Source organism: Cupriavidus sp. FW306-01-F10A (assembly GCF_058782785.1).
On record NZ_JBYSYA010000013.1, the window covers coordinates 85,654 to 106,567 of the forward strand.

16 protein-coding genes are annotated in these 20,914 nt (G+C 67.7%); 9 read left to right on the forward strand and 7 right to left on the reverse strand.

Features of this window, described 5'->3' with window-relative positions:
* Positions 1–341: 341 nt before the first annotated feature.
* The 3 genes from AC3WLF_RS19350 (at position 342) to AC3WLF_RS19360 (ending at position 6,298) form a co-directional block, all read left to right on the forward strand.
* Complete coding sequence (locus AC3WLF_RS19350) at positions 342–1,592, forward strand: efflux RND transporter periplasmic adaptor subunit (protein WP_492358650.1); 1,251 nt, start codon at positions 342–344, stop codon at positions 1,590–1,592.
* 63 nt (positions 1,593–1,655) lie between these two features.
* Positions 1,656–4,808 carry an efflux RND transporter permease subunit gene (locus AC3WLF_RS19355; protein ID WP_492321326.1) on the forward strand — a complete coding sequence of 1,051 codons (3,153 nt, stop codon included), beginning with the start codon at positions 1,656–1,658 and terminating at the stop codon, positions 4,806–4,808.
* A 2-nt stretch (positions 4,809–4,810) separates the two neighbouring features.
* A complete protein-coding gene (locus AC3WLF_RS19360; protein WP_492358651.1) occupies positions 4,811–6,298 on the forward strand; it encodes an efflux transporter outer membrane subunit in 1,488 nt (495 codons plus the stop codon).
* 123 nt (positions 6,299–6,421) lie between these two features.
* On the opposite strand, the gene AC3WLF_RS19365 is transcribed toward AC3WLF_RS19360, so the two are convergent.
* From AC3WLF_RS19365 to AC3WLF_RS19395, 7 genes are all read right to left on the reverse strand, one after another.
* Complete coding sequence (locus tag AC3WLF_RS19365; RefSeq protein ID WP_492321324.1) at positions 6,422–7,261, reverse strand: OmpW/AlkL family protein; 840 nt, start codon at positions 7,259–7,261, stop codon at positions 6,422–6,424.
* A gap of 88 nt (positions 7,262–7,349) precedes the next feature.
* On the reverse strand, positions 7,350–8,630 hold the full coding sequence (locus AC3WLF_RS19370) for a DUF2957 domain-containing protein (protein ID WP_492358652.1): 1,281 nt from the start codon (positions 8,628–8,630) through the stop codon (positions 7,350–7,352).
* 37 nt (positions 8,631–8,667) lie between these two features.
* Positions 8,668–10,020 carry a DUF2957 domain-containing protein gene (locus AC3WLF_RS19375; RefSeq protein ID WP_492352308.1) on the reverse strand — a complete coding sequence of 451 codons (1,353 nt, stop codon included), beginning with the start codon at positions 10,018–10,020 and terminating at the stop codon, positions 8,668–8,670.
* Positions 10,021–10,270: 250 nt separating this feature from the next.
* A complete protein-coding gene (locus AC3WLF_RS19380; RefSeq protein ID WP_011616285.1) occupies positions 10,271–11,167 on the reverse strand; it encodes a DUF1571 domain-containing protein in 897 nt (298 codons plus the stop codon).
* 206 nt (positions 11,168–11,373) lie between these two features.
* Positions 11,374–12,348 carry a TetR/AcrR family transcriptional regulator gene (locus AC3WLF_RS19385; protein ID WP_492321320.1) on the reverse strand — a complete coding sequence of 325 codons (975 nt, stop codon included), beginning with the start codon at positions 12,346–12,348 and terminating at the stop codon, positions 11,374–11,376.
* A gap of 268 nt (positions 12,349–12,616) precedes the next feature.
* Positions 12,617–14,212, reverse strand: coding sequence for a GMC family oxidoreductase (locus tag AC3WLF_RS19390; protein ID WP_492358653.1), 1,596 nt, complete (start codon positions 14,210–14,212; stop codon positions 12,617–12,619).
* An 8-nt stretch (positions 14,213–14,220) separates the two neighbouring features.
* Positions 14,221–14,826, reverse strand: a complete 606-nt coding sequence (locus AC3WLF_RS19395; protein WP_492358654.1) for a hypothetical protein — start codon at positions 14,824–14,826, stop codon at positions 14,221–14,223.
* A 115-nt stretch (positions 14,827–14,941) separates the two neighbouring features.
* Here AC3WLF_RS19395 and AC3WLF_RS19400 point away from each other — a divergent pair, with 115 nt between their 5' ends.
* From AC3WLF_RS19400 to AC3WLF_RS19425, 6 genes are all read left to right on the forward strand, one after another.
* Entirely contained in the window at positions 14,942–16,015 is a 1,074-nt protein-coding gene (locus AC3WLF_RS19400) for an AraC family transcriptional regulator (protein ID WP_492358655.1), read from the forward strand.
* 258 nt (positions 16,016–16,273) lie between these two features.
* On the forward strand, positions 16,274–17,848 hold the full coding sequence (locus AC3WLF_RS19405; protein WP_492356870.1) for a flavin-containing monooxygenase: 1,575 nt from the start codon (positions 16,274–16,276) through the stop codon (positions 17,846–17,848).
* Positions 17,849–17,909: 61 nt separating this feature from the next.
* Positions 17,910–18,800 carry an SDR family NAD(P)-dependent oxidoreductase gene (locus AC3WLF_RS19410; protein ID WP_492356871.1) on the forward strand — a complete coding sequence of 297 codons (891 nt, stop codon included), beginning with the start codon at positions 17,910–17,912 and terminating at the stop codon, positions 18,798–18,800.
* Positions 18,797–19,759, forward strand: a complete 963-nt coding sequence (locus AC3WLF_RS19415) for an alpha/beta fold hydrolase (protein WP_492356872.1) — start codon at positions 18,797–18,799, stop codon at positions 19,757–19,759. The genes AC3WLF_RS19410 and AC3WLF_RS19415 overlap by 4 nt, the downstream gene beginning before the upstream one ends.
* Positions 19,760–19,805: 46 nt before the next feature.
* Entirely contained in the window at positions 19,806–20,681 is an 876-nt protein-coding gene (locus AC3WLF_RS19420) for a metal-dependent hydrolase (protein ID WP_492358656.1), read from the forward strand.
* Positions 20,678–20,842 carry a rubredoxin gene (locus AC3WLF_RS19425; RefSeq protein WP_035817912.1) on the forward strand — a complete coding sequence of 55 codons (165 nt, stop codon included), beginning with the start codon at positions 20,678–20,680 and terminating at the stop codon, positions 20,840–20,842. Before AC3WLF_RS19420 ends, AC3WLF_RS19425 begins: the two co-directional genes overlap by 4 nt.
* Positions 20,843–20,914 lie beyond the last annotated feature (72 nt).

A 20,914-nucleotide genomic window follows, 5' to 3' on the forward strand; every position in this document is an offset into this window, starting at 1 on the left:
CCCCGCTGCGCAGGTTGTGCGCCGAAAGGCCCTTCTGCAACATCAACTTAACATACATGCTTGAATGTATATATAATACGCGCTTGCCCGGCATTCGGCCAGCCGCCTTCTGTGACATACCCAGCACAGCTGGCAATCCCTGCCGCAGGCCAGCCGGTCATGAATCCAGTCGTTACATAAAAGCCACCGTTCGTCGCATTTGACATTGCGACGCCGCGAATTGTGGCTAGCATCACGCTTTTGTCCGCCGCAAACCGTGCGGCGCGCTGTGTCGTTTCCGTTTGTCGGATGACAGGTCGGGACGATGCGGCAGATCTCAAATTGCCATCATGGGGTTATCGATGAGGAAGTCCCAACGTATCCGTTGCGTTGCTGCCTATGCACTAGCGGCGCTGTCTGCCGTGGCGCTTGTTGCCTGTGGCGACAAGAAGGCCGAAGGCAGCGCTCCGCCCCCGCCGGAAGTGGGTGTGGTGACCGTGACGCCGTCGCCGGTCGCCGTCGTCAATGAACTGCCGGGCCGCCTGGAAGGCATACGCACGGCCGAAGTGCGTGCTCGCGTCGAAGGCATCGTGCTGTCGCGCAACTACACCGAGGGCGGCGAAGTGAAGGCCGGCCAGGTGATGTTCCGCATCGACCCGGCACCTTACCAGGCCACGCTGGCTTCGGCACAGGCCGCGCTGCAGCGCGCCGAGGCCAATGCCGTCTCGGCGCGCCTGAAGGCCGACCGCTACAAGCCCCTGGTGGCCGTCAACGCGGTCAGCAAGCAGGAGTACGACGACGCCGTGGCCTCCGCCGGCCAGGCCAACGCCGACGTGGCTTCGGCCAAGGCGGCGGTGCGCACCGCCCAGATCAACCTGGGCTACACCACCGTGACCGCGCCGATCAGCGGCCGCGCCGGCCGTGCGCTGGTGACCGAGGGCGCGCTGGTGGGCAAGGGCGAGGCGACCAAGCTGGCGCTGGTGGAGCAGGTCGACCCGATGTGGGTCACCTTCACCCAGCCGGCTTCGGAAGTCACGCGCCTGCGCCGCGCCATCGAGTCCGGCGTGGTCAAGGGCGTCAACGGCGGCGCCAACGTGCGCCTGTTCGTGGAAGACGGCCGCGAGTACGAGCACACCGGCAAGCTGCTGTTCTCGGACATGACGGTCGACCCGACCACCGGCGCGATCACGCTGCGTGCGCAGTTCCCGAACCCGAAGCGCGAGCTGCTCTCGGGCACCTTCGTGCGCGTGAAGATCGAGCAGGGCGTGGACGAGAACGCACTGACCGTGCCGCAGCGGGCGCTGATCCGCGGCGCGCAGGGTGCCAGCGTGATGGTGGTGGGCACGGACGGCAATGTCGCGGCGGTGCCGGTCAAGGCGCCGCAGGCCATTGGCGACCGCTGGGTGGTGACCGAAGGCCTGAAGGGCGGCGAGAAGGTGATCGTCGAGGGCCTGCAGAAGGTCAAGGTCGGTGCGCCGGCCAAGGCGGTGCCGTTCAAGCCGGCCGGGGCCTCGGCACCGGCCGCGGCGACGGCCTCCGCCCCGGCGGCGCCGGCCTCGGCCCCCAAGGCCGAGGGCCCGCAGCAAGCCAAGTCTGACGCCAAGCAAGGCTGAACCCTGCCGTACCACCAATACGGCAAATACGGCTAGACCGCTAGACCAAGAGGGAGCCAGTTTATGGCCAAGTTTTTTATCGACCGGCCGGTGTTCGCGTGGGTGCTCGCGCTGATCATCATGCTGGGCGGCATATTGGCGATCCTGCAGTTGCCGATCGCGCAATATCCGAACATCGCCCCGCCGACGATCTCGGTCACCGCCACCTACCCGGGTGCGTCGGCCAAGACGCTGGAGGATTCCGTCACCTCGGTGATCGAGCAGGAGCTCAACGGCGCCCCTAACCTGCTCTACTACAACTCCACCAGCGAGTCGTCCGGCCTGGCGAGCATCACCATCGCCTTCGCGCCGGGTTCGAACGTCGACCTGAACTCGGTCGAAGTGCAGAACCGCCTCAAGCGCGTGGAAGCGCGCCTGCCGGCTGAAGTGCGCCAGCAGGGCGTGCGCGTGGACAAGGCCGGGAACAACTACATGATGTTCCTGACCGTGTCGTCCAAGTCCGGCACGGCTGACGCGATCCAGCTCGGCAACTATGTCTCGGCGCAGGTGATCGACTCGATCCGCCGCGTGCCGGGCGTGGGCCAGGCCGACCTGTTCGGCACCGAGTACGCCATGCGGATCTGGCTGGACCCGGCCAAGCTGACCGGCTACAACCTGACCCCGACCGACGTCACCGCCGCGGTGGGCGAGCAGAACATCCAGGTCGCCGTGGGCGAGCTGGGCGGCACGCCCTCGCCCAAGGGCACCGAGCTCAACGCCACCGTCACCACCGAAAGCCGCCTGACCACGCCTGAGCAGTTCGGCAACATCCTGCTGCGCACCAACCCGGATGGGTCCTCGGTGCGCATCAAGGACGTGGGCCGGGTCGAGCTGGGCGGCGCCGACTACTCGACGCAGGCCCGCACCAACGGCAAGCCGTCGGCGGCCATCGCCATCAAGCTGGCCCCGACCGGCAACGCGCTGGCCACGGCCACCGCGGTGCGCGCCAAGATGGAAGAACTGTCCAAGAACTTCCCGGCGGACTACCAGTACTCGGTACCTTACGACACCTCGGCCTTCGTCAAGATCTCGATCGAGGAAGTGATCAAGACCCTGCTCGAAGCCGTGGTGCTGGTGTTCCTGGTGATGTACCTGTTCCTGCAGAACTTCCGCGCCACGCTGATCCCGACTCTGGTGGTGCCGATCGCGCTGCTGGGTACGTTCGGCGCGCTGCTGGCGTTCGGCTTCTCGATCAACGTGCTGACCATGTTCGGCATGGTGCTGGCCATCGGTATCCTGGTGGACGATGCCATCGTGGTGGTCGAGAACGTCGAGCGGATCATGAGCGAGGAAGGACTCTCGCCACGTGAAGCCACGCGCAAGGCCATGGGCCAGATCACCGGCGCCATCGTCGGCATCACGCTGGTGCTGACCGCGGTGTTCATCCCGATGGCATTCTTCTCGGGCTCGGTGGGCAACATCTACCGCCAGTTCTCGCTGTCGCTGATCTCGTCGATGGCGTTTTCGGCGCTGCTGGCGCTGACGCTGACCCCGGCGCTGTGCGCGACGCTGCTCAAGCCCGTGGAAGCCGGCCATCACCATGAGAAGACGGGCTTCTTCGGCTGGTTCAACCGCACCTTCGCGCGTTCGGCCACCAGCTACCAGGGCGTGGTCGCGCGCATCCTCAAGCGCTCCGGCCGCTACCTGATCATCTACGCGGTCATCATCGTCGGCGTGGTGGTGCTGTTCAAGCGCCTGCCGTCGTCGTTCCTGCCCGACGAGGACCAGGGCTACATGATCACCGTGGTGCAGCTGCCCAACGGCGCCACTCAGGACCGTACCATCGGCGTGCTCAAGCAGATCGAGGACTACTACCTGCAGAAGGAAAGCAAGGTGGTTGACCAGATGATCACGGTGGCGGGCTTCTCCTTCTTCGGCCGCGGCCAGAACGGCGGTATCGCGTTCGTGCGCCTGAAGGACTGGAAGGAGCGCACCGGCGACGGCGAGACCGCGCAGGCGCTGGTCGGCCGTGCCTTCGGCGCGCTGTCGTTCATCAAGGACGCGATTATCTTCCCGCTCAACCCGCCGGCGATTTCCGAGCTGGGCAACTCCTCGGGCTTTGACTTCCGCCTGCAGGACCGCACCGGCCAGGGCCACGCCAAGCTGATGGAAGCGCGCAACATGATGCTCGGCATGGCCGCGCAGAGCCCGGTGCTGATGGGCGTGCGCCCCGAAGGCCAGGAAGATGCGCCGCAGCTGCAGATCGACATCGACCGCGAGAAGGCCAAGGCGCTCGGCGTCACGGTGGCGAGCATCAACTCGACGCTGTCGATTGCGTTCGGCTCGAACTACGTCAACGACTTCATCTATGAAGGCCGGGTGCGCAAGGTGATCGTGCAGGCAGAAGGCTCGGACCGCCGCCTGCCGGACGACCTGACCAAGCTGCGCGTGCGCAACAGCAACGGCGACATGGTGGCGTTTGCCGCGTTCGCGACCTCCAAGTGGGTGATGGGCTCGCCGCGCCTGGAGCGCTACAACGGCATGCCGGCGGTGAAGCTGGCGGGCCAGGCCGCGCCGGGCCGCAGTACCGGTGAAGCCATGCGCGTGATGGAAGAGAACTTCGCCAAGCTGCCGCCGGGTTTCGGCTTCGAGTGGTCCGGCCAGTCTTATGAAGAACGCCTGGCCGGCTCGCAGGAACCGATCCTGTACACGCTGTCGCTGATCATTGTGTTCCTGTGCCTGGCCGCGCTGTATGAAAGCTGGTCGATCCCGTTCTCGGTGCTGCTGGTGGTGCCGCTGGGCGTGCTCGGCGCGCTGCTCGGCGTGACGCTGCGCGGCATGCCCAACGACGTGTACTTCAAGGTGGGCCTGATCGCTACGATCGGCTTGTCGGCGAAGAACGCCATCCTGATCGTGGAATTCGCCAAAGACCTGCAGGCGCAGGGCAAGGGCCTGATCGAAGCCACGCTGGAAGCAGTGCACCTGCGTTTCCGCCCGATCCTGATGACGTCGATGGCGTTCATCCTGGGCGTGCTGCCGCTGGCGATCGCCACCGGTGCGGGTTCGGCCAGCCAGCGCGCCATCGGTACCGGCGTGATTGGCGGGATGATCACCGCCACGGTGCTGGCGATCTTCCTGGTGCCGGTCTTCTTCGTGGTGGTGCGCAAGCGCTTCAAGGGCAGTGCGCGCCAGCGCATGCTGGACCAGAAGTGGCACGAGCCGAAAGAGGAAATCTGAACATGACCAAGACTCTGACCACACTGCTGCTGGTGGCCGGCGTTCTGACGGGGTGCACGCTCGCGCCCCACTATGACCGCCCTGCCCCGCCGGTGGCAGACAGCTTCCCGGTGGCGCCCGAGGGCTACGCCACCGCCGAGGTGAAGAGCGGCGAGACCCGCCGCGCCGTCGACATCGGCTGGCGCGAGTTCTTCCGCGACCCGCGCATGCAGACGCTGATCGCGACCTCGCTGGAAAACAACCGCGACCTGCGCACCGCCGCGCTGCGCATCGAGGAAGCGCGCGCGCTGTACCAGGTGCAGCGCGCCGACCTGCTGCCCACGGTGAACGCGACCGGCGGCTACACCCGGGCCCGCACCACCGCTGCCCAGTCGGCAACGGTGCTCGGCCAGCCCGGCGTGACCGAGGTCTACCAGGTGGGCCTGGGCATCACGTCGTATGAGCTGGATTTCTTCGGACGCGTGCGCAGCCTGTCCAATGCCGCGCTGGCGCAGTACTTCGCCACCGAAGAGGCACGCCGCTCGGCGCAGATCTCGCTGGTGTCGGAAGTTGCCAAGGCCTACCTGGCCGAGCGCTCCTTCGCCGAGCAGTACGACCTGGCGCGCAACACGCTGAAGGCGCGTGAAAGCACCTACGGCCTGGCCAAGCAGCGTTTCGAGGCGGGCGCCACCTCGGCGCTGGACCTGCGCGACAACGAATCGCTGGTGGCGCAGGCCCGCGTGGCCGCGGCGCAGCTGGCGCGCCAGCGCGCGCAGGCGCAGAACGCGCTTGAAGTGCTGGTGGGCAAGCCCATCGGCAGCATCGAGAACCTTCCGGCGCCGGTGCGCCTGTCGGACGAGCGCATCATCAGCGACATCCCGGCCGGCCTGCCGTCGGAGCTGCTCGAGCAGCGCCCCGATATCCGCCAGGCCGAGCAGTTGCTGCTGTCGGCCAACGCCAATATCGGCGCGGCGCGCGCGGCGTTCTTCCCGCGCATCACGCTGACCGCCAGTGCGGGCACCATCAGCCCGACGTTCTCGGGACTGTTCGATGCTGGCACGCGCGCGTGGTCGTTTGCGCCGCAACTGGTGCTGCCGATCTTCGACTATGGCCGCAACCTGTCGAACCTGGACCTGGCCAATGTGCGCAAGAACATCCAGATCGCCAACTACGAGAAGACCATCCAGACGGCCTTCGCGGAAGTGGCCGATGCACTGGTGGCGCGCGGCACGCTGGAAGACCAGGTCACCGGCCAGGAAGAGGTGCGCAACGCGGAACAGGCACGTTATGAACTGGCGCGCCTGCGCTTCCGTAGCGGCATCGCCAGCTACCTGGACGAGCTCGATGCGCAGCGCCAGCTGTTCACTGCCGAGCAGGCGCTGATCCAGGCGCGGCAGCTGCGGCTGAACAATGCGATCGACTTGTACCGGTCGCTGGGCGGTGGCTTGCAGGAGAGCAGTCCGGTGGCGCAGCAGGGGACGCCTGCTACGTCGGGCACCGTCACGCAGTAAGGTCAGCCTGCAGCGCTTCCCGCGCCGCTGGTTTGCTCCCCTCTCCCGCAAGCGGGAGAGGGAGACCACAATCGGTCAATCAAGAACCAGCGGTACTGCCGCTGGCTTTTCTTCTTTCAGCCGTCAGAACTTGTACGAAGCCGCCAAAAAGAACACCAGCGGATTCGGCTCCAGCTTGGTCTTCGACGTCGACAGCACGGTCCCGTCGGCCGCCTTGATCGTCATCGTCGACGTCGTCTTCAGCGGGATATAAGTCACCGCCGCCGTCAGCCCCCAATGCTCGTCGAAGTTGTAGGTGCCGCCGATATTGAACACCGGCGCCCATGACGACGATGCATCCGCACTCACCGACGTCGGCCCCGGGATGCCCGCCCCCGCCGCCAGGATCGCGCCGAGGTTGTTGTTGACCGAACTCGCAAACGCCGGATTGACCTCGATGTTGGTAAAGAAGTTGTATGACACCCCCACCCCCAGGAACGGGCGGAAACGCGTGCCCGGATCGAGGAAGTGGTATTGCACCATCGCCGCCGGGCTCCACTGGCGTGCCTTGGTGACGATGGGGTTCAGCGACGGATCGCCCAGGCTCTGGCGCCCGAGCGCGCCGGCCGGGCCGGGCGGGATCAGTTCGCCGTGGCCGTAGAGCTTGAACTCCGGCGGGATGCCGCCCACCGCGGTGATCGCGATATGGTCGGAGACGAAGTGGCTGAAGGTCAGCCCCAGCGTATTGGCGTTGGATGACGAGATGCTGCTGCCCGGTGCGGTGAAGCTGGATGGCAGCCCGAGCGGGTAGTTGATCGGCACGTCGAGCAAGGTGGTGGTCAGCGGACCGCTCTGGCCGTGGGTCTGGATATGGAACCAGCCCGCGGATACCACGTTGTCGCCCTTCTTCTGGGCATGGGCAGGCAGGGCGAAGCTGGCCAGCGCGGCCAGCATCAGTGTGAGCGTGAGGCGTATGGTTTTCATCTTGTGTCCCCCGGCATTGGATGTCTCTGTATGGTCGAATCGTGGCGCAGTGGCCCGGGCTGCAATGGCCCGGGCCTGGTAGCAGTGCCTACTGCACGAATGCGCCGACGGTGAAGTACGGGCCGCTGTCGCGCTGTTCCAGGAAGCCGAACACGCCGCCGGTGAACATCAGCTTGCCGGTCGGCGGCGAGCCTGCGGGTGCATCGCGCCGCGAAGTGCGGACCACGCCGGGCACCTGCTGCGAGAAGTCCAGCCGGTACGGGATGGCGAGCGACGCATCGTGCGGCCGGAACGGATCCATCATGGTGGCCGCGGCGCCGATCAGTGCCGTCACGCGGTAGTTGAAGTTGCTGTCGACGCCGACGTATTCGCCGTTGACCGTGCCCTCGCTGACCGCTACCGCCGGCGCCATCATGCCGATGCCGATCTCGTCGTCGGCACCAAGCGGGCCGTTGGCGAGCGTGTCATTGGCATAGCCCACGCGGATCATGATCGGCACCAGCTGGCCGCGCAGCTTGCCCACGATCAGGTAGGCCTTGCCCAGCGTGCCGCCCAGCGTGGGCGGCTGGCTCTCGGCCTTGTAGTTGGTCGACAGCAGCGCGCCGCTCGCCTGCGGCACGAAGTTGTTGCCCTTGCGCTCGCACGTGTTGGTGGCGTTGTCGCAGACGGTGAACGAACCATCGGCAGCCAGCGCCATGCGGTAGTCCTGCGCCACCAGCTGGAACTGCTTGGACGGCACCTCGTGGAAGCCCGTGCCGTTGTACTGGCCGGCAATCTTCGACAGGTCGGTCTCGGTCTGCGCGAAGCCGATGAACTGGAAGTACGGGAAGGTGGTGTCAGGCACCGCGCCGGCGCCCAGCACGCCGTTGAACTGGATGCGCGCGCCCGGGATGGTGCCGCCCACCACGCCTTCGCCGACAAAGAGCTTGGCCGGGCGGTTCGGATCGAGGCTGGCGCCGCTCAGCTCGAACGCGCACTGGTTAAGCTTCTCGGTCGGCAACCCCGTCTCCGCCTTCAGCGTGCCGCGCATCACGTTCTGCCCGTTGGTGGGGTCGCTGCGCGTGGGCTGCACGGTGCCGGTCTGGCGCGGCACCGAGGAATCCACGAAGGTCACCTGCCAGGTCTTTTTGGTGGTGTCGATCTGCACCTTCACCAGCTCGCCGGAGCCGGTGCCGCCGGTGAAGGTGGTGGTGTAGTCGAGCGATGCCGGGCACAGCCGCGTCTGCACCGCGGCCGGCGTGGACGGCGCGTCGTCGCCGCCGCCGCCACCGCAGGCGGCGAGCATGGCGGCGGCGGCCACGGCCAGCGCACGCGCCGGCACCGTGGATGGGCGCGAGGCCCGCGGCAGGATCAGTCGATGGGGTTGCATGGCGTGGTCTCCTCGGTCTTGTGTGTTCTTGGTGGACTCAGGGTGCTGCCAGCACGCCGACGCGGAAGGTCGGGCTGGCGCTGCCGGCGCCGGACAGGTGGCTGAACACCCGGCCGCTGGCAATCAGCGCACCGGTGGTGCCGCTGTTGTCGGTGGTGGCGATCATGCCCGGCGCGTTCTGCGTGAAGTCGAGCTGGAAGGCGCCGGTCTGGTTCATCGTCATCGGGTCCAGCAGCTCCACGCGCGCGCCCTTGACCAGCGAGGCGGTGTAGACAAAGTCGCTGCCCGAGCCGATATAGCCGCCGTCAAGCTGGCCGCTCGCCAGCGCCTTCGCCGGCGCCATCAGCGCCAGGCCCGATTCGTCGTCGACATTGACCGTCAGCGGCAGCAGCGAGATCTGCGCGTAGCCGGTGCGCACCAGCAGCGGCACCAGCGCGCCGTTGAGCTTGCCCACCACCATCAGCCCCTTGGCGCGGCTGGCGTTGTTGCTGGTGATGGCCGCACTCTGGAACGACGGGTAACGGCGGCTGCCATCGGCATTGCTGCTTTCGAAGGCGCCATCGGCGCTGCGCAGCTTCCAGCTGTTGCCGGTGCTGAGGCAGCTGCCGGCCGCGGCGGTGCAGCTGCCGTCGGCGTTCAGCGTCTCGGTGGTCTGCGCGGTCGCGGGCGTGAAGTGGCTCGACGAAGTCAGCGAGCCGCCGGACGGCACCTGGTGATAGCCCAGCAGGTTGTAGCTGCCGGCAACCTTGATGAAGTCGGTCTCGGTCTGCGCGAATGCCAGCACCGGGTAGAACGGGAACGTGGTGGCCGGGATCGCGCCCAGCCCGAGCACGCCCGGATAGGAGATGGTGGCACCCGGGATGCCGCCGCCGGCAACGCCGTTGCCCAGGAAGATCACCGGCGGCTTCGCGCTGTCGATATTCGCCTGCGAGGTGCCGTCAGACGCCGTTGCTGTCTGCAGCGCAACCGCGCAGCGGTTCTGCTCGGCAGTCGGCAGCGAGGTCATGTTGGCAAAGGTGCCGGTAAAGGTCACGCCCGCGCGCGTCGGGCTGACGCTGCCGGGTTGCTTGGGCACCGGCGACTCGATGATCTCAAGCTGGTAGGTGCGGGCCGCGGTGTCGAAGCGCAGCTTGACCAGTTCGCCCGCGCCGGAGCCGCCGGTGAAGGTGGTGCTGTAGTCCAGTGCCGCCGGGCACAACGACCCCGGCGGGCCGCCGATGGTGACCGGCCCCTGCGCGGGGCACGTGCCCGTGTCAGCGCATTGCGGTGCCTGCGTGCCGGCGCGCGGCGCCTCTTCATCGCCGCCGCCGCCACCGCAGCCGGCCAGCGCCGCGGCAAGGCTCACCCCTGTCAAAACCAAAGTACTGCGTCGAAGCATCGACATGGTCATTGCCTGTCTCCTGATTTTTTCCTGGCGACCCCTGTTTCTGGATCTGGTGTCCGGCTCTGCGGCCGGATCCCTCCCGGGTGCGGCGACTCTCGCCGCTCGCGTGTTTTTGCGTCAATAGAGCGGCCGTTCCAAACAGGCGCGCCTGGCGTGCATGCCGCATGTGGCTGTGGATTGCGGGTGTTGCACAGACTGCCCGGCAAAGCGGCGCGGCCACCGATTCAAACGCACGGTGCGCGCCGCTTTGCCGATATCAGAAGCGATAGTCAGGATTGGCCGGATCGAACGCCGAGGCCTCGAAGGTCTTGCGCACCAGCTTGTCGAACACGATCTTCTCGACCATGTTGCCGTCGGCATCCCAGGCCGTTTCCACGCGGATATAGGGATGCTTCAGGTCCAGCATCAGCTGCACCTTCTTGGCGTAGTACTGCGGCGCGCCGGCCGGCAGGTCCCAGGTCAGCGCCACCATGCGCACGCCCTGCTCCTGCACGATCTCGGCCTTGCTGTATTTCTCGGACAGGCCGGCGGCACGCAGGGACCTGGCATCGCGCTCCAGCATCGACAGCACGAACTGGAAGCCCAGGTCGCGCACGGTGTGGTTGGACTGCGAACGCGCCAGGGTGCCGTCCAGCGCGATCCACATCGAGGTGAAGCCCAGCACGCCGCCCAGGTGGCCGTACATCTCGTCCTTGCGGCGGGTCTCGTCGTAGATGATTTCCTGGCCCGACTGCGCGCCGCCGGGCAGCCACTTGGCATAGAGCTGGCGCGGCTGGTGGCGGTAGCGGATCTGCATCCTGGCGGGCTGGTCCTGCCACTGGTTGTTGAGCCGCTCCTGGCGCGACATCCAGTACTCGTACTCGGGATAGCGGTTCATCTCGGCACGGGCCCATTTCAGCAGTGCATCCGGCTGCAGCGCCTGGAACACGGCCAGCACCTGCTCATCGGACAGCCGCGCGAGTTCGCCGCTGGCGACCTGGCGCGAGAACAGTGCGGCTTGCTGTGCGGATGTTTGGCCGTCATAGCCCGTGCCCGCGGCGGCGGTGGTTGTGGCCGTCTGGGCCATGGCCACGGGGGGCATGGCCAGCGGTGCGGCCAGCAGTCCGATGACGGCACCGGCGACGGCGGCAAGGTAAAGCGGTTGGATCGACATGGCAGCTTCCTCCTCAAGATGTCCGCCAGGAGGCGGAGCGCGGGCAACGCAGGGACGAACGGGGCCACCGCCGCGCCCTTGGAAAATCCGATAAGGCGCACGGGGTCCGCGGGGCCTGTGCGTGGCCTCGCTGGATGGATCGACGGTTCAGGTTTGCGTGAGCGCGGTGGCGCCGGCCCGGCGGTAACCGGGCGTGGCGCGCGCCGCTATGTCCTGGTGCGCATTCGCATCCAGTCATCCAGCGGGTTGCTGGGGAAGCTCACGGTCTGCTCGCGCGCGCGGACCGGCATGCTGGTCACGGCTGCGCGTTTGGTGCCCTCATTGCGCACGGTGCGTGCGCTGATGCGGGCCTTGCCGAGGGCGGCGGCGGTCTGGCTGGCCGCATCGCCCATCGTTGCCGCCATTGCGGCATAACTGGCACCCGGGTCATCGGCAGACTGCGCAGCGGCCAGCCTGCTGGCGCGCTGCTCGGCCTGCTGCTGCTCGCCGAGCTCGAACACCGACTGCAGCGCCGAGAACTCATCCGCGCTGGGTTGCGCCACGTTCAGCACCGCTTCCACCATGGCGGTGAGCTGGGCCAGCACGTGCGCATCGCTCATCTGCCGGCCCTGCGTGAACGCCGGCAGCAGGTTGGTGAGTTCTTCGCCGGCCAGCACGCCGGCCAGCGCCTTGAGCGCAAACTGCAGGCGCCAGCCCAGCTCATGCCGCGGCAGCCCCGGAATGGCGCGCGAGAAGGCGTCGAAGAAGCGCCCGTACACCGGAGCGTAGTGCTCCAGCAGGTATTGCTGGATAAAGGGCGAGGTGTCCGAATACACGCGCCCGAGCAGCCGCAGGAATGATGGCCCGCCCACCGACGGGTCGCGTGCCATCTGCAGCGCGGGCACGAACAGCGCACCCATCACGTGCTCGCAGCGGATGCTGTTGCCGGGCCAGCGCGCTTCGCACGCATCGAGCAGCGCCAGGCGCCGCGCGTTGAGCGGATCGAGCCGCCGGCTCAGCACGGCGTGCATCATGATGTCTTTGCTGCGGAAGTGGTAGTTCACGGCGGCCAGGTTGACGATGGCGCGCGACGTGACCTGCCTGAGCGAGGTGGCTTCATAGCCGACCTCGGTAAACAACTTTTCCGTGGCGTCGAGAATCCGGGCCTTGGTGTCTCCTGCCGAGCTTTTGCCGGTCTTCATGGGGGCGTCTCTCTTCGTTGCTGCCGTAAACCCCTTAGCAATTTGCTACGCTGTTCCGCTCCCTGCTCTGACGGCATACGGATGCTTGAAACAGCTGTACGAAGCCTATCCACCGCTTCGAGCGTTTCACAAGAGCTGAATTGGAGTGGACATTCTAATTGCGCCACTGGCGTGGGGAATCGCACAACAATGTCGCCCGCAGCCTGCATCGGGCAGCCATGCCGGATGCCTGCAACGCAGGACATTGCAGGCTTGCGCGGCCAATACCTCATGACGTGAGGCGCCGTGCCAGCGCGTGCGCATTCTGTGCCGTCAGCGCGAACACCGACAATTGGGGATTGGCCCCCACGCTGGTCGGGAACACCGAGCCGTCGAACACCGACAGGTTGGCCAGCTGGTGGTGGTTGCCATGGCTGTCCACCACGCCGCCGCGCGCATCGTCGCTCATGCCGCAGCCGCCCATCAGGTGCGCGGTGAACAGCGCGGTGCGGAATGGCTTGAGCGGCAGTTGCGCGATGGCGTTGCGCGCCTCGGGCCAGCTGCGGTACTCGGCGGCGTCCAGGTGGGCGGGCCGCACCCGCTCCGCGCCGGCGGCAAACTGCGCCTGCGCCATGCTCAGCCACGCGCGCCGCACGCCGTCCCAGGCGTAGTCGCTCATCTCATAGTCCAGCAGCGGGCTGCCGTCGGCCGCCAGCCGCACGCGCCCGCCCGTGCTCTCTGGCACGAAGCCGTCGCGCAGCAGTGCCAGCATGGCGTTGGTATGGGGCAGTTGCGCCATGTCGCGGCGCAGCGCCTCGCCCACGCCGTTGAGCACGCCCGCGCTGATGCCGGGGAACATCGGCGGCACCTCCAGCTTGTAGCCCATCGGCCCGGTGGCGCCATCCTTCCACTGGAAGTGGTCGGAAGCGATCGACTGCGGTGCGCCATAATAGGGATCAATGCGCTCTGGCATTTTCGCGATACTGATATTCACCGGGTGGATAAACGTGCGCAATCCCAGCCGCTCATGCGGGTCCGGCACGCGCGAGCGCAGCAGCAGCGCCGGCGTGTTGATGGCGCCGCCGGCGGCGATGAAGTGTTTGGCGCGCACGACCACGCCGACGCCGGTGGGCGTATAGCCGTCCGCGCCCAGCGCTTCGCCGGTGACCGACTGCACGCGCTTGCCGTCATGGTCCAGCGTGCGCACGCGCACGCGGTGCACCAGCGTCGCACCGCTGGCCAGTGCCGCCGGGATGGTCGACACCAGCATCGACTGCTTGGCATTGACCGGGCACCCCAGCCCGCAATAGCCGGAGTTCCAGCAGCCCTTCACGTTGCGCGGGATCACGTGCCATTCCCAGCCCAGTGTCGAGCAGCCGCGCTTGAGCACGTCGTTGTTGGGATTGGGCGCCATCGCCCATGGCGCGATGCCCAGGCGCTCTTCCACTTTCCTGAACCACGGCGCCATGTCGGCCTCGCTGTGGCCGGTGACGGCGTGATGCGTTGCCCAGTGCGCCAGCGTCTGCGGCGGCGTGCGGAAGCTCGATGACCAGTTGACCGTGGTGCTGCCGCCGACGGAGCGGCCCTGCAGGATGGCGATGGCGCCGTCGGCCGTGGTGCGGGCCGCGGCCTCTTGATAGAGCTCGCGATAGGCGCGGTTCTCGTCCATGTCGCGGAAGCTGTCCGAGGTGCGCAGCGCGCCCTCTTCCAGCAGCACCACGCGCAGGCCGGCGCGGCTGAGCGCCTCGGCGCTGATGCCGCCGCCCGCGCCGCTGCCGACGATGACGACGTCGGCATCCAGCGTGCGCGTGGTGGTGAAGGTGGCGGCGTCCAGTACCTTCCAGCCGGCGGCGATGCCGGCGTCGTAGAGATTATCAATGGCCATGTCGGGGATCAGGCGTGCAGCGCCTTGTAGACGGCCGCGTTGGGGCCGGGATAGCCGCTGCCCGCCCACGCGGCCGGCAGTACGTAGTAGCCCACGCTGGTGAGCTTGACCAGTACCACCGCGCCGGCATTGAGCGTGGCCAGGCGGCTGGCGCGCCAGCGCGCCAGGAAGGACTGCACCTGCGGGGGCGTGGCCGCGCTCCAGTCCTGGCGGATGCCGGTCAGCGCCCAGCGCAGCGGCGTGCTGGCAAGCAGGCCGAACAGCTTGCGCAGCTCGGCTTGCGCGCCCGCGCCCATGGCGGCGCAGGTCGCGTCGATATTGCGCAGCGCGTCCTGCTCCAGGGCCGCGCGCCGCGGCGGCGGCGCTTCGGCCAGCTCGGTGACGATGGCCGGCAGCAGCGCGCGGAACATCGCCACGTCTTGCGGGCGCAGCCAGGTCATGCCGGCCTGCGGCGCGGGATCTGCCGACGAGCAGCCGGCCAGCGACGGCACCAGCGCGGTACAGGCCAGCGCGGCCGAGAAGCCGAGGCCGACTTTCAGGAAGCCGCGCCGCGTCAGCGCGTGCAGCGCCTCGGCATCGGCATCCGCACGGCGGTGTGGATGATTGGGGGCCATATTGTCTCCATGCGTCGGTCTCTTGTATTCAGGCGGGGGCAGGCCCGCATTGACGCTACCCGGAGTTTGGATAAAGATCGGTGCCCGGTCTTGATCCCGCACGACAGGTGATTTGATGCCACGCGCCAACCAGCCCGACGGCGGTGCCAGTGGTGCGCAAGCGGGCACCGCACTGGGCACCGTCTCGCTCGCCTACCTCCGCGCCGTGCTCGACCACGGCGCGCGCCAGGGCATTGCCCCGGCCGACCAGCTGCGCGCCGTCGGCGTGCCGCCCGAGCTGCTGCACGCCACCGGTGCGCAGACCGCCACGCGCATTCCCGGTGCCGCCTACCTGGCGCTGCTCGACTGGCTGGAGCAGGTCACCGGCGATCCCGATGTCGGCCTGCGCGCCGGCGCCGCCTTCGCGCCGCGCCACTATGCCGAGATGGGCTACGTGGTGCTGACCACGCCCACCGTGCGCGACGCCATCCTGCAAGGCATCCGCTATGAGGTGCTGGCCAACGATATCGGCGGCACCCGCCTGATCGAAACGCCGCATGCCGCCTGCATGACCTGGGAAGCCCGGCATGGCCCGCTGTCGCGCCATGCGCATGAGTTGCACATGGCAACCTGGGTGGTGTTCGCGCGCTGGCTGATCGGTGAGCAGCACGTGGCCACCCAGGTGGAATTCCCGCATCCCGCGCCGGCCGATACCCGCCTGCATGCCGAGGTGTTCGGCTGCCCCGTGGTCTTCAACGCCGCGCGCCATGCCATGCATATCGACCGGGCCTTGCTCGACCTGCCGTCGCTGCAGGCCGACGCGGGCATGCAGGCGCAGATGACGCGCATCGCCGATACCCAGCTGCAGCAGATCGCGCCGGCCGGGGCCGACGCCTTGGCGCAGGCGCGTGCCTATATCAGCGGGCGGCTGCCGCAGGGCGAACTGCCGATTGCCGACGTGGCCACGCACCTGGGCATGCCCGTGCGCACCCTGCAGCGGCGGCTGCAGGCGCAGGGCATCAGTTATTCACAGCTTGTGGATAACGTGCGGCGCGCGCTGGCGGAGCAGTATCTTGCCGATCCCGGCATCAGCCTGGCGCAGTGCGCGATGCGGCTCGGCTATTCCGAGCAGAGTGCCTTCACCCACGCCTTCAAGCGCTGGACCGGTGAAACGCCGCACGGCTGGCGCCGCAAGGGACAGGCGGCCTAGCGCCCCGATATTGCGGCCACGCCTTCGTGATCCGCGAAGCCTGAAAAAAATCTCCCGGTTTCAAACGCACGACCGAATCCCACGGCGCAAGCGCCTGCGGGGTGGCATCACCTTGTTTTATGTGCGTGAAACGCCGCTGGAAATCCCCAGAAATTAGAACCATCCTTCAACTCACGGCATTGACCACCTGCCCTGCGCTTCCTACGATGACATCCATCAATGTCACAATAAACACTGTAATAACGGTGAGGAGCGCCCATGAATGCACCCGCGGAGTTGCCGCAGCAGGCATCCCCTGCCCTTGAGCACACAGACATTGCCATCATCGGCAGTGGCTTTGCCGGCCTCGGCATGGCGATACGGCTGCGCGAGCGCGGCGAGCGCAACTTCCTGATCTTCGAGAAGGCCGGCGCAGTCGGCGGCACCTGGCGCGACAACCATTACCCGGGCTGCGCCTGCGATGTGCAGTCGCACCTGTATTCCTTTTCATTCGCGCCGAACCCGGACTGGTCGCGCATGTTCTCGACCCAGCCGGAGATCCGCGCCTACCTGGAAGGCTGCACCGACCGCTTCGGCCTGCGCCCGCACCTGCGGCTGCACCATGAACTGCGCCACGCCGCCTGGGACGAGGCCGCGCAGGTGTGGCGCCTGGAGATGGCCGACGGCAAGGTGGTGCGGGCGCGCGTGCTGGTCTCCGGCATGGGCGGGCTGAGCCGGCCTTCCTACCCCAATATCCCGGGGCTGGACTCGTTCGAGGGCGAGTGCTTCCACTCGCAGCACTGGAACCACGCCTATGCGCTCGCCGGCAAGCGCGTGGCCGTGATTGGCACCGGCGCCAGCGCGATCCAGTTCGTGCCGCAGATCGCGCCCCAGGTGGCGCAGCTGGACCTGTACCAGCGCACTCCGCCGTGGATCATGCCCAAGCCGGACCGCGAGGTCAGCGCGGCGGAGCGCTGGCTGTTCCGCCGCCTGCCGTTCACGCAGACGCTGGTGCGCACCGGCATCTACTGGATGCTGGAATCGCGCGTGCTGGGCTTCGTGCTGCATCCGAAGATCATGAAGGTGGTGGAGCGCGTCGCGCGCCGCCATCTGGCCAGGCAGGTGCGCGACCCTGCCTTGCGCGCGACGCTGACGCCGGACTACACCATCGGCTGCAAGCGCGTGCTGATCTCCAACGACTACTACCCGGCGCTTGCGCGCGACAACGTGGACGTGGTCACCACCGGCATCGCCCGCGTGGAGCGCGACGCGGTGGTGCTGCGCGACGGCACGCGCCGGCCCGTGGACTGCATCATCCTGGGCACCGGCTTCCATGCCACCGATCCGATGCCGCGCGGCGTGATCTCGGGCCTTGACGGCGTGGACCTGGTCGATGCCTGGCGCGACGGCGCGCAGGCCTACCTGGGCACCACCGTGGCGGGCTTCCCCAACCTGTTCTTCGTGGTCGGCCCCAATACCGGCCTGGGCCACAGCTCAATGGTGTTCATGATCGAGTCGCAGGTGGCCTACATCGTCGACGCCCTGCAGCAGATGCGCCGCGAAGGCGTGCAGGCGGTGGACGTGCGCGAGCCGGTGCAGCGCCGCTTCAACGAACGGCTGCAGGCGCGGCTGGGCCATGCGATCTGGTCCGCCGGCGGCTGCGCCAGCTGGTACATCGACCCGCGCAGCGGCCGCAACACCACGCTGTGGCCGGGCTTCACCTGGCAGTTCCGCCGCGCCACGGCGAGCTTTCGCATGACCGACTACGACCTGTACCCGGTGCGGCGCGCGTTGCCGGACGAGACCGCAATGCAGGCCGGGTCGGCCGATATCGCCACGGTCGCCGGTGCCTGACGCACACGCATTCCCCCCGATTCACACCCAAAAGAACGACATCACCGGAAGGAGACCGGACATGAAGGACTTCCGCAACAAGGTTGCCGCAATCACCGGCGCCGGCTCTGGCATCGGCCGCGCGCTGGCGCTGGCGCTGGCACGGCAGGGCTGCCACCTGGCGCTGTCAGACCGCAACGAGGCCGGGCTGGCGCAGACCGTGGTCCAGGCCATGGCCGCCGCACCGCAGGCCCGCATCACGCAGCACACCGTGGATGTGGCCGACCGCGCCGCGGTCTATGCGTGGGCCGCCGCGGCCGCCGAGGCCCACGGCCGCATCAACCTGATCTTCAACAACGCCGGCGTGGCGCTGTCCAGCACCGTCGAGGGCATGAGCTACGACGACCTGGAATGGATCATGGGTATCAACTTCTGGGGCGTGGTGTATGGCACCAAGGCCTTCCTGCCGTACCTGAAGGCCAGCGGCGACGGCCACGTGGTCAATACATCGAGCATCTTCGGCATCTTCGCCCAGCCCGGCATGGGCGCCTACAACGCCAGCAAGTACGCGGTGCGCGGCTTCACCGAATCGCTGCGGCAGGAACTGGACCTGATGGACTGCGGCGTGTCGGCCACCACCGTGCACCCGGGCGGCATCAAGACCAATATCGCCCAGGCCAGCCGTGTGTCATCCAGCGTCAACGGCTTCCTGGTGCGCGACGCCCAGCATGGCAAGGATGAGTTCGAGAAATTCTTCATCACTTCGCCCGACAAGGCCACGCGCGTGATCCTGGAAGGCGTGCGCCGCAACCGCCGGCGCGTGCTGATCGGACCCGACGCCTACGCCGCCGATGCCATGGCGCGGCTGCTGCCCGCTGCCTACCAGTCGCTGGTGGTGCGCGAGACGCGACGCAAGCGCGATCTGGGCCCCGTTGCCGCACCGGCCTCGGTCGGCCAGGGAGAGCGCCCGTGAACCGGCTTGCGATCGAACAGGATGCTGCGCTGCTGGCGCCACCGGGGGCGCTGACGCGCTGGTTCGGGCAGGGCCGCGTAGGGCTGTTCAGCCTGTCGCGCGCCACGCTGGCGCAGCGCCATGCGCTGCCGGCCTCGCGCTGGGTGCGCGTGCTCGATGCGATGGTGCACTACACCGATGAAGGCCCCGCCGACGGCGACACCCTGGTGCTGATCCACGGCTTCGCCGCTTCGCTGCATACGTGGCAGGGGATGGTGCCGATGCTGGCGCAGCGCTATCGCGTGCTGCGGCTCGACATCGCCCCGTTCGGGCTGACCGGGCCGCTGCGCGATGCGCGCGGGCGCATCGAAACCATGGACGTGCACCGCTACCGCGATTTCATCGATGCCTTCCTGGCCGCGGTGAACGTGCGCCGCGCCAGCATCATCGGCAACTCGCTGGGCGGGCTGATCGCGTGGGACCTGGCGGTGCGCCGGCCCGATGCGGTCGACAAGCTGGTGCTGATCGACGCCGCCGGCTTCCCGATGCGGCTGCCGATCTACATCGACCTGTTCCGCCATGCGCCGGTGCGCTGGTCGGCACCGTGGATGCTGCCCGAGTTCATCATCCGCGCCGCCACGCGCGACGTCTATGGCGATGCCTCGCGCGTGCCGGAATCCACCTTCCGCCGCTACGTTGATTTCTTCTACGCCGAAGGCAGCCGCGAGGCCGTCGGCAAGATGGTGCCCAGGCTCGACTTTGCCCAGCTTGACACCCACCTGCTCGGCAGCGTGCGCGCGCCCACGCTGGTGCTGTGGGGCGAGCGCGACCGCTGGATCCCGCCCGCGCACGCGCAGGCCTTCACCGAGCGCATCCCCGGCGCGCAGCTGCGCCGCTACGCGGGGCTTGGCCACGTGCCGATGGAAGAAGACCCGCAACGCGTGGCGGCAGACCTGCTGCCATTCCTCGCCAGCCAATGAATTGCGCCGGCGCAGCACGCGCCGGCCGTCACCCAAGGAGACCGCCATGATGCCAGTCCGCCGCGACGTGCATCCCCACCTGCCGCCAGAACGCATCAGCGACTGGCACGAACGGGGCCGTCACGTCACCCATTTCATCAACGCGCTGTCGATCTTCTTCCCCGCCGGGGAGCGCTTCTTCATGGACAGCGTGCGCAACTACCGCGACCAGGTGAAAGACCCCGAACTGAGCCGCGCCATCGCCGGCTTTATCGGCCAGGAAGCGATGCACACGCGCGAGCACATCCTCTACAACCGGCTGATGGAAGACGCCGGCCTGCCCGCCGCGGCGCTGGACCGCACGGTGTGGAAGCTGCTGGACCTGCTGCGCAAGATCCTGCCCAAGTCGTGGCAGCTGGCCCATACCATCGCGCTGGAGCACTACACCGCGATGCTGGCCGGCGGCCTGTTGCAGGATCAGCGCCACATGGGCGCGGCCTCCGAGACCGGCTACCGGCAGGTGTGGACCTGGCACGCGCTGGAAGAAACCGAGCACAAGGCGGTGGCCTACGATGTCTGGAACACGGTGATGAAGCCCGGCCCCTACCGCTACTTCCTGCGCACCTTCACCATGCTGACCACCACCGTGACGTTCTGGGCCATGGTGTTCGTGTTCCACATCGCGCTGGTGATGGGCGACAAGGGCTGCCGCAACAAGCTGAGCGGGTTTGGCAGCGTGCTGCGCTTCCTGTGGGCCTCGCCCGCGGTGCTGCCCAAGATGATCCCGGAATGGCTCAGCTACTTCCGCCCCGGCTTCCATCCGTGGGACGACGACAACCGCGCCGAGCTGGCGCGCATCGCCCCGCTGGTCGAAGAAATCGAAAACACCGCGCGCGCCGCCGGTGTCTCCACCCGAGCGCCCTCGCTGCGGGGGGCCGCATGACCATCTGGCAGTGCCGTATCTGTGGATTCGTTTATGAAGAAGCGCTCGGCATGCCCGAGCACGGGATCGCGCCCGGCACACCGTGGGGCGCGGTCCCGCTGGAGTGGAGCTGCCCGGACTGCGGCATGGCGAAAGCGGATTTCGACATGGTTGCGCTATAGGCGGGCGGTGATCAACGAGGGGTGATGGCTGTCAGCGCCCCGATCCATCAAACAAAAAGCCCGGCATCACTG

What these genes read in the sequence shown, in the direction of transcription:
- AC3WLF_RS19350 (WP_492358650.1), top strand. Translation starts at nt 342, where the DNA reads ATGAGGAAGTCCCAACGTATCCGTTGCGTTGCTGCCTATGCACTAGCG.
- AC3WLF_RS19355 (WP_492321326.1), top strand. Translation starts at nt 1,656, where the DNA reads ATGGCCAAGTTTTTTATCGACCGGCCGGTGTTCGCGTGGGTGCTCGCG.
- AC3WLF_RS19360 (WP_492358651.1), top strand. Translation starts at nt 4,811, where the DNA reads ATGACCAAGACTCTGACCACACTGCTGCTGGTGGCCGGCGTTCTGACG.
- AC3WLF_RS19365 (WP_492321324.1), bottom strand. Translation starts at nt 7,261, where the DNA reads ATGAAAACCATACGCCTCACGCTCACACTGATGCTGGCCGCGCTGGCC.
- AC3WLF_RS19370 (WP_492358652.1), bottom strand. Translation starts at nt 8,630, where the DNA reads ATGCAACCCCATCGACTGATCCTGCCGCGGGCCTCGCGCCCATCCACG.
- AC3WLF_RS19375 (WP_492352308.1), bottom strand. Translation starts at nt 10,020, where the DNA reads ATGACCATGTCGATGCTTCGACGCAGTACTTTGGTTTTGACAGGGGTG.
- AC3WLF_RS19380 (WP_011616285.1), bottom strand. Translation starts at nt 11,167, where the DNA reads ATGTCGATCCAACCGCTTTACCTTGCCGCCGTCGCCGGTGCCGTCATC.
- AC3WLF_RS19385 (WP_492321320.1), bottom strand. Translation starts at nt 12,348, where the DNA reads ATGAAGACCGGCAAAAGCTCGGCAGGAGACACCAAGGCCCGGATTCTC.
- AC3WLF_RS19390 (WP_492358653.1), bottom strand. Translation starts at nt 14,212, where the DNA reads ATGGCCATTGATAATCTCTACGACGCCGGCATCGCCGCCGGCTGGAAG.
- AC3WLF_RS19395 (WP_492358654.1), bottom strand. Translation starts at nt 14,826, where the DNA reads ATGGCCCCCAATCATCCACACCGCCGTGCGGATGCCGATGCCGAGGCG.
- AC3WLF_RS19400 (WP_492358655.1), top strand. Translation starts at nt 14,942, where the DNA reads ATGCCACGCGCCAACCAGCCCGACGGCGGTGCCAGTGGTGCGCAAGCG.
- AC3WLF_RS19405 (WP_492356870.1), top strand. Translation starts at nt 16,274, where the DNA reads ATGAATGCACCCGCGGAGTTGCCGCAGCAGGCATCCCCTGCCCTTGAG.
- AC3WLF_RS19410 (WP_492356871.1), top strand. Translation starts at nt 17,910, where the DNA reads ATGAAGGACTTCCGCAACAAGGTTGCCGCAATCACCGGCGCCGGCTCT.
- AC3WLF_RS19420 (WP_492358656.1), top strand. Translation starts at nt 19,806, where the DNA reads ATGATGCCAGTCCGCCGCGACGTGCATCCCCACCTGCCGCCAGAACGC.
- AC3WLF_RS19425 (WP_035817912.1), top strand. Translation starts at nt 20,678, where the DNA reads ATGACCATCTGGCAGTGCCGTATCTGTGGATTCGTTTATGAAGAAGCG.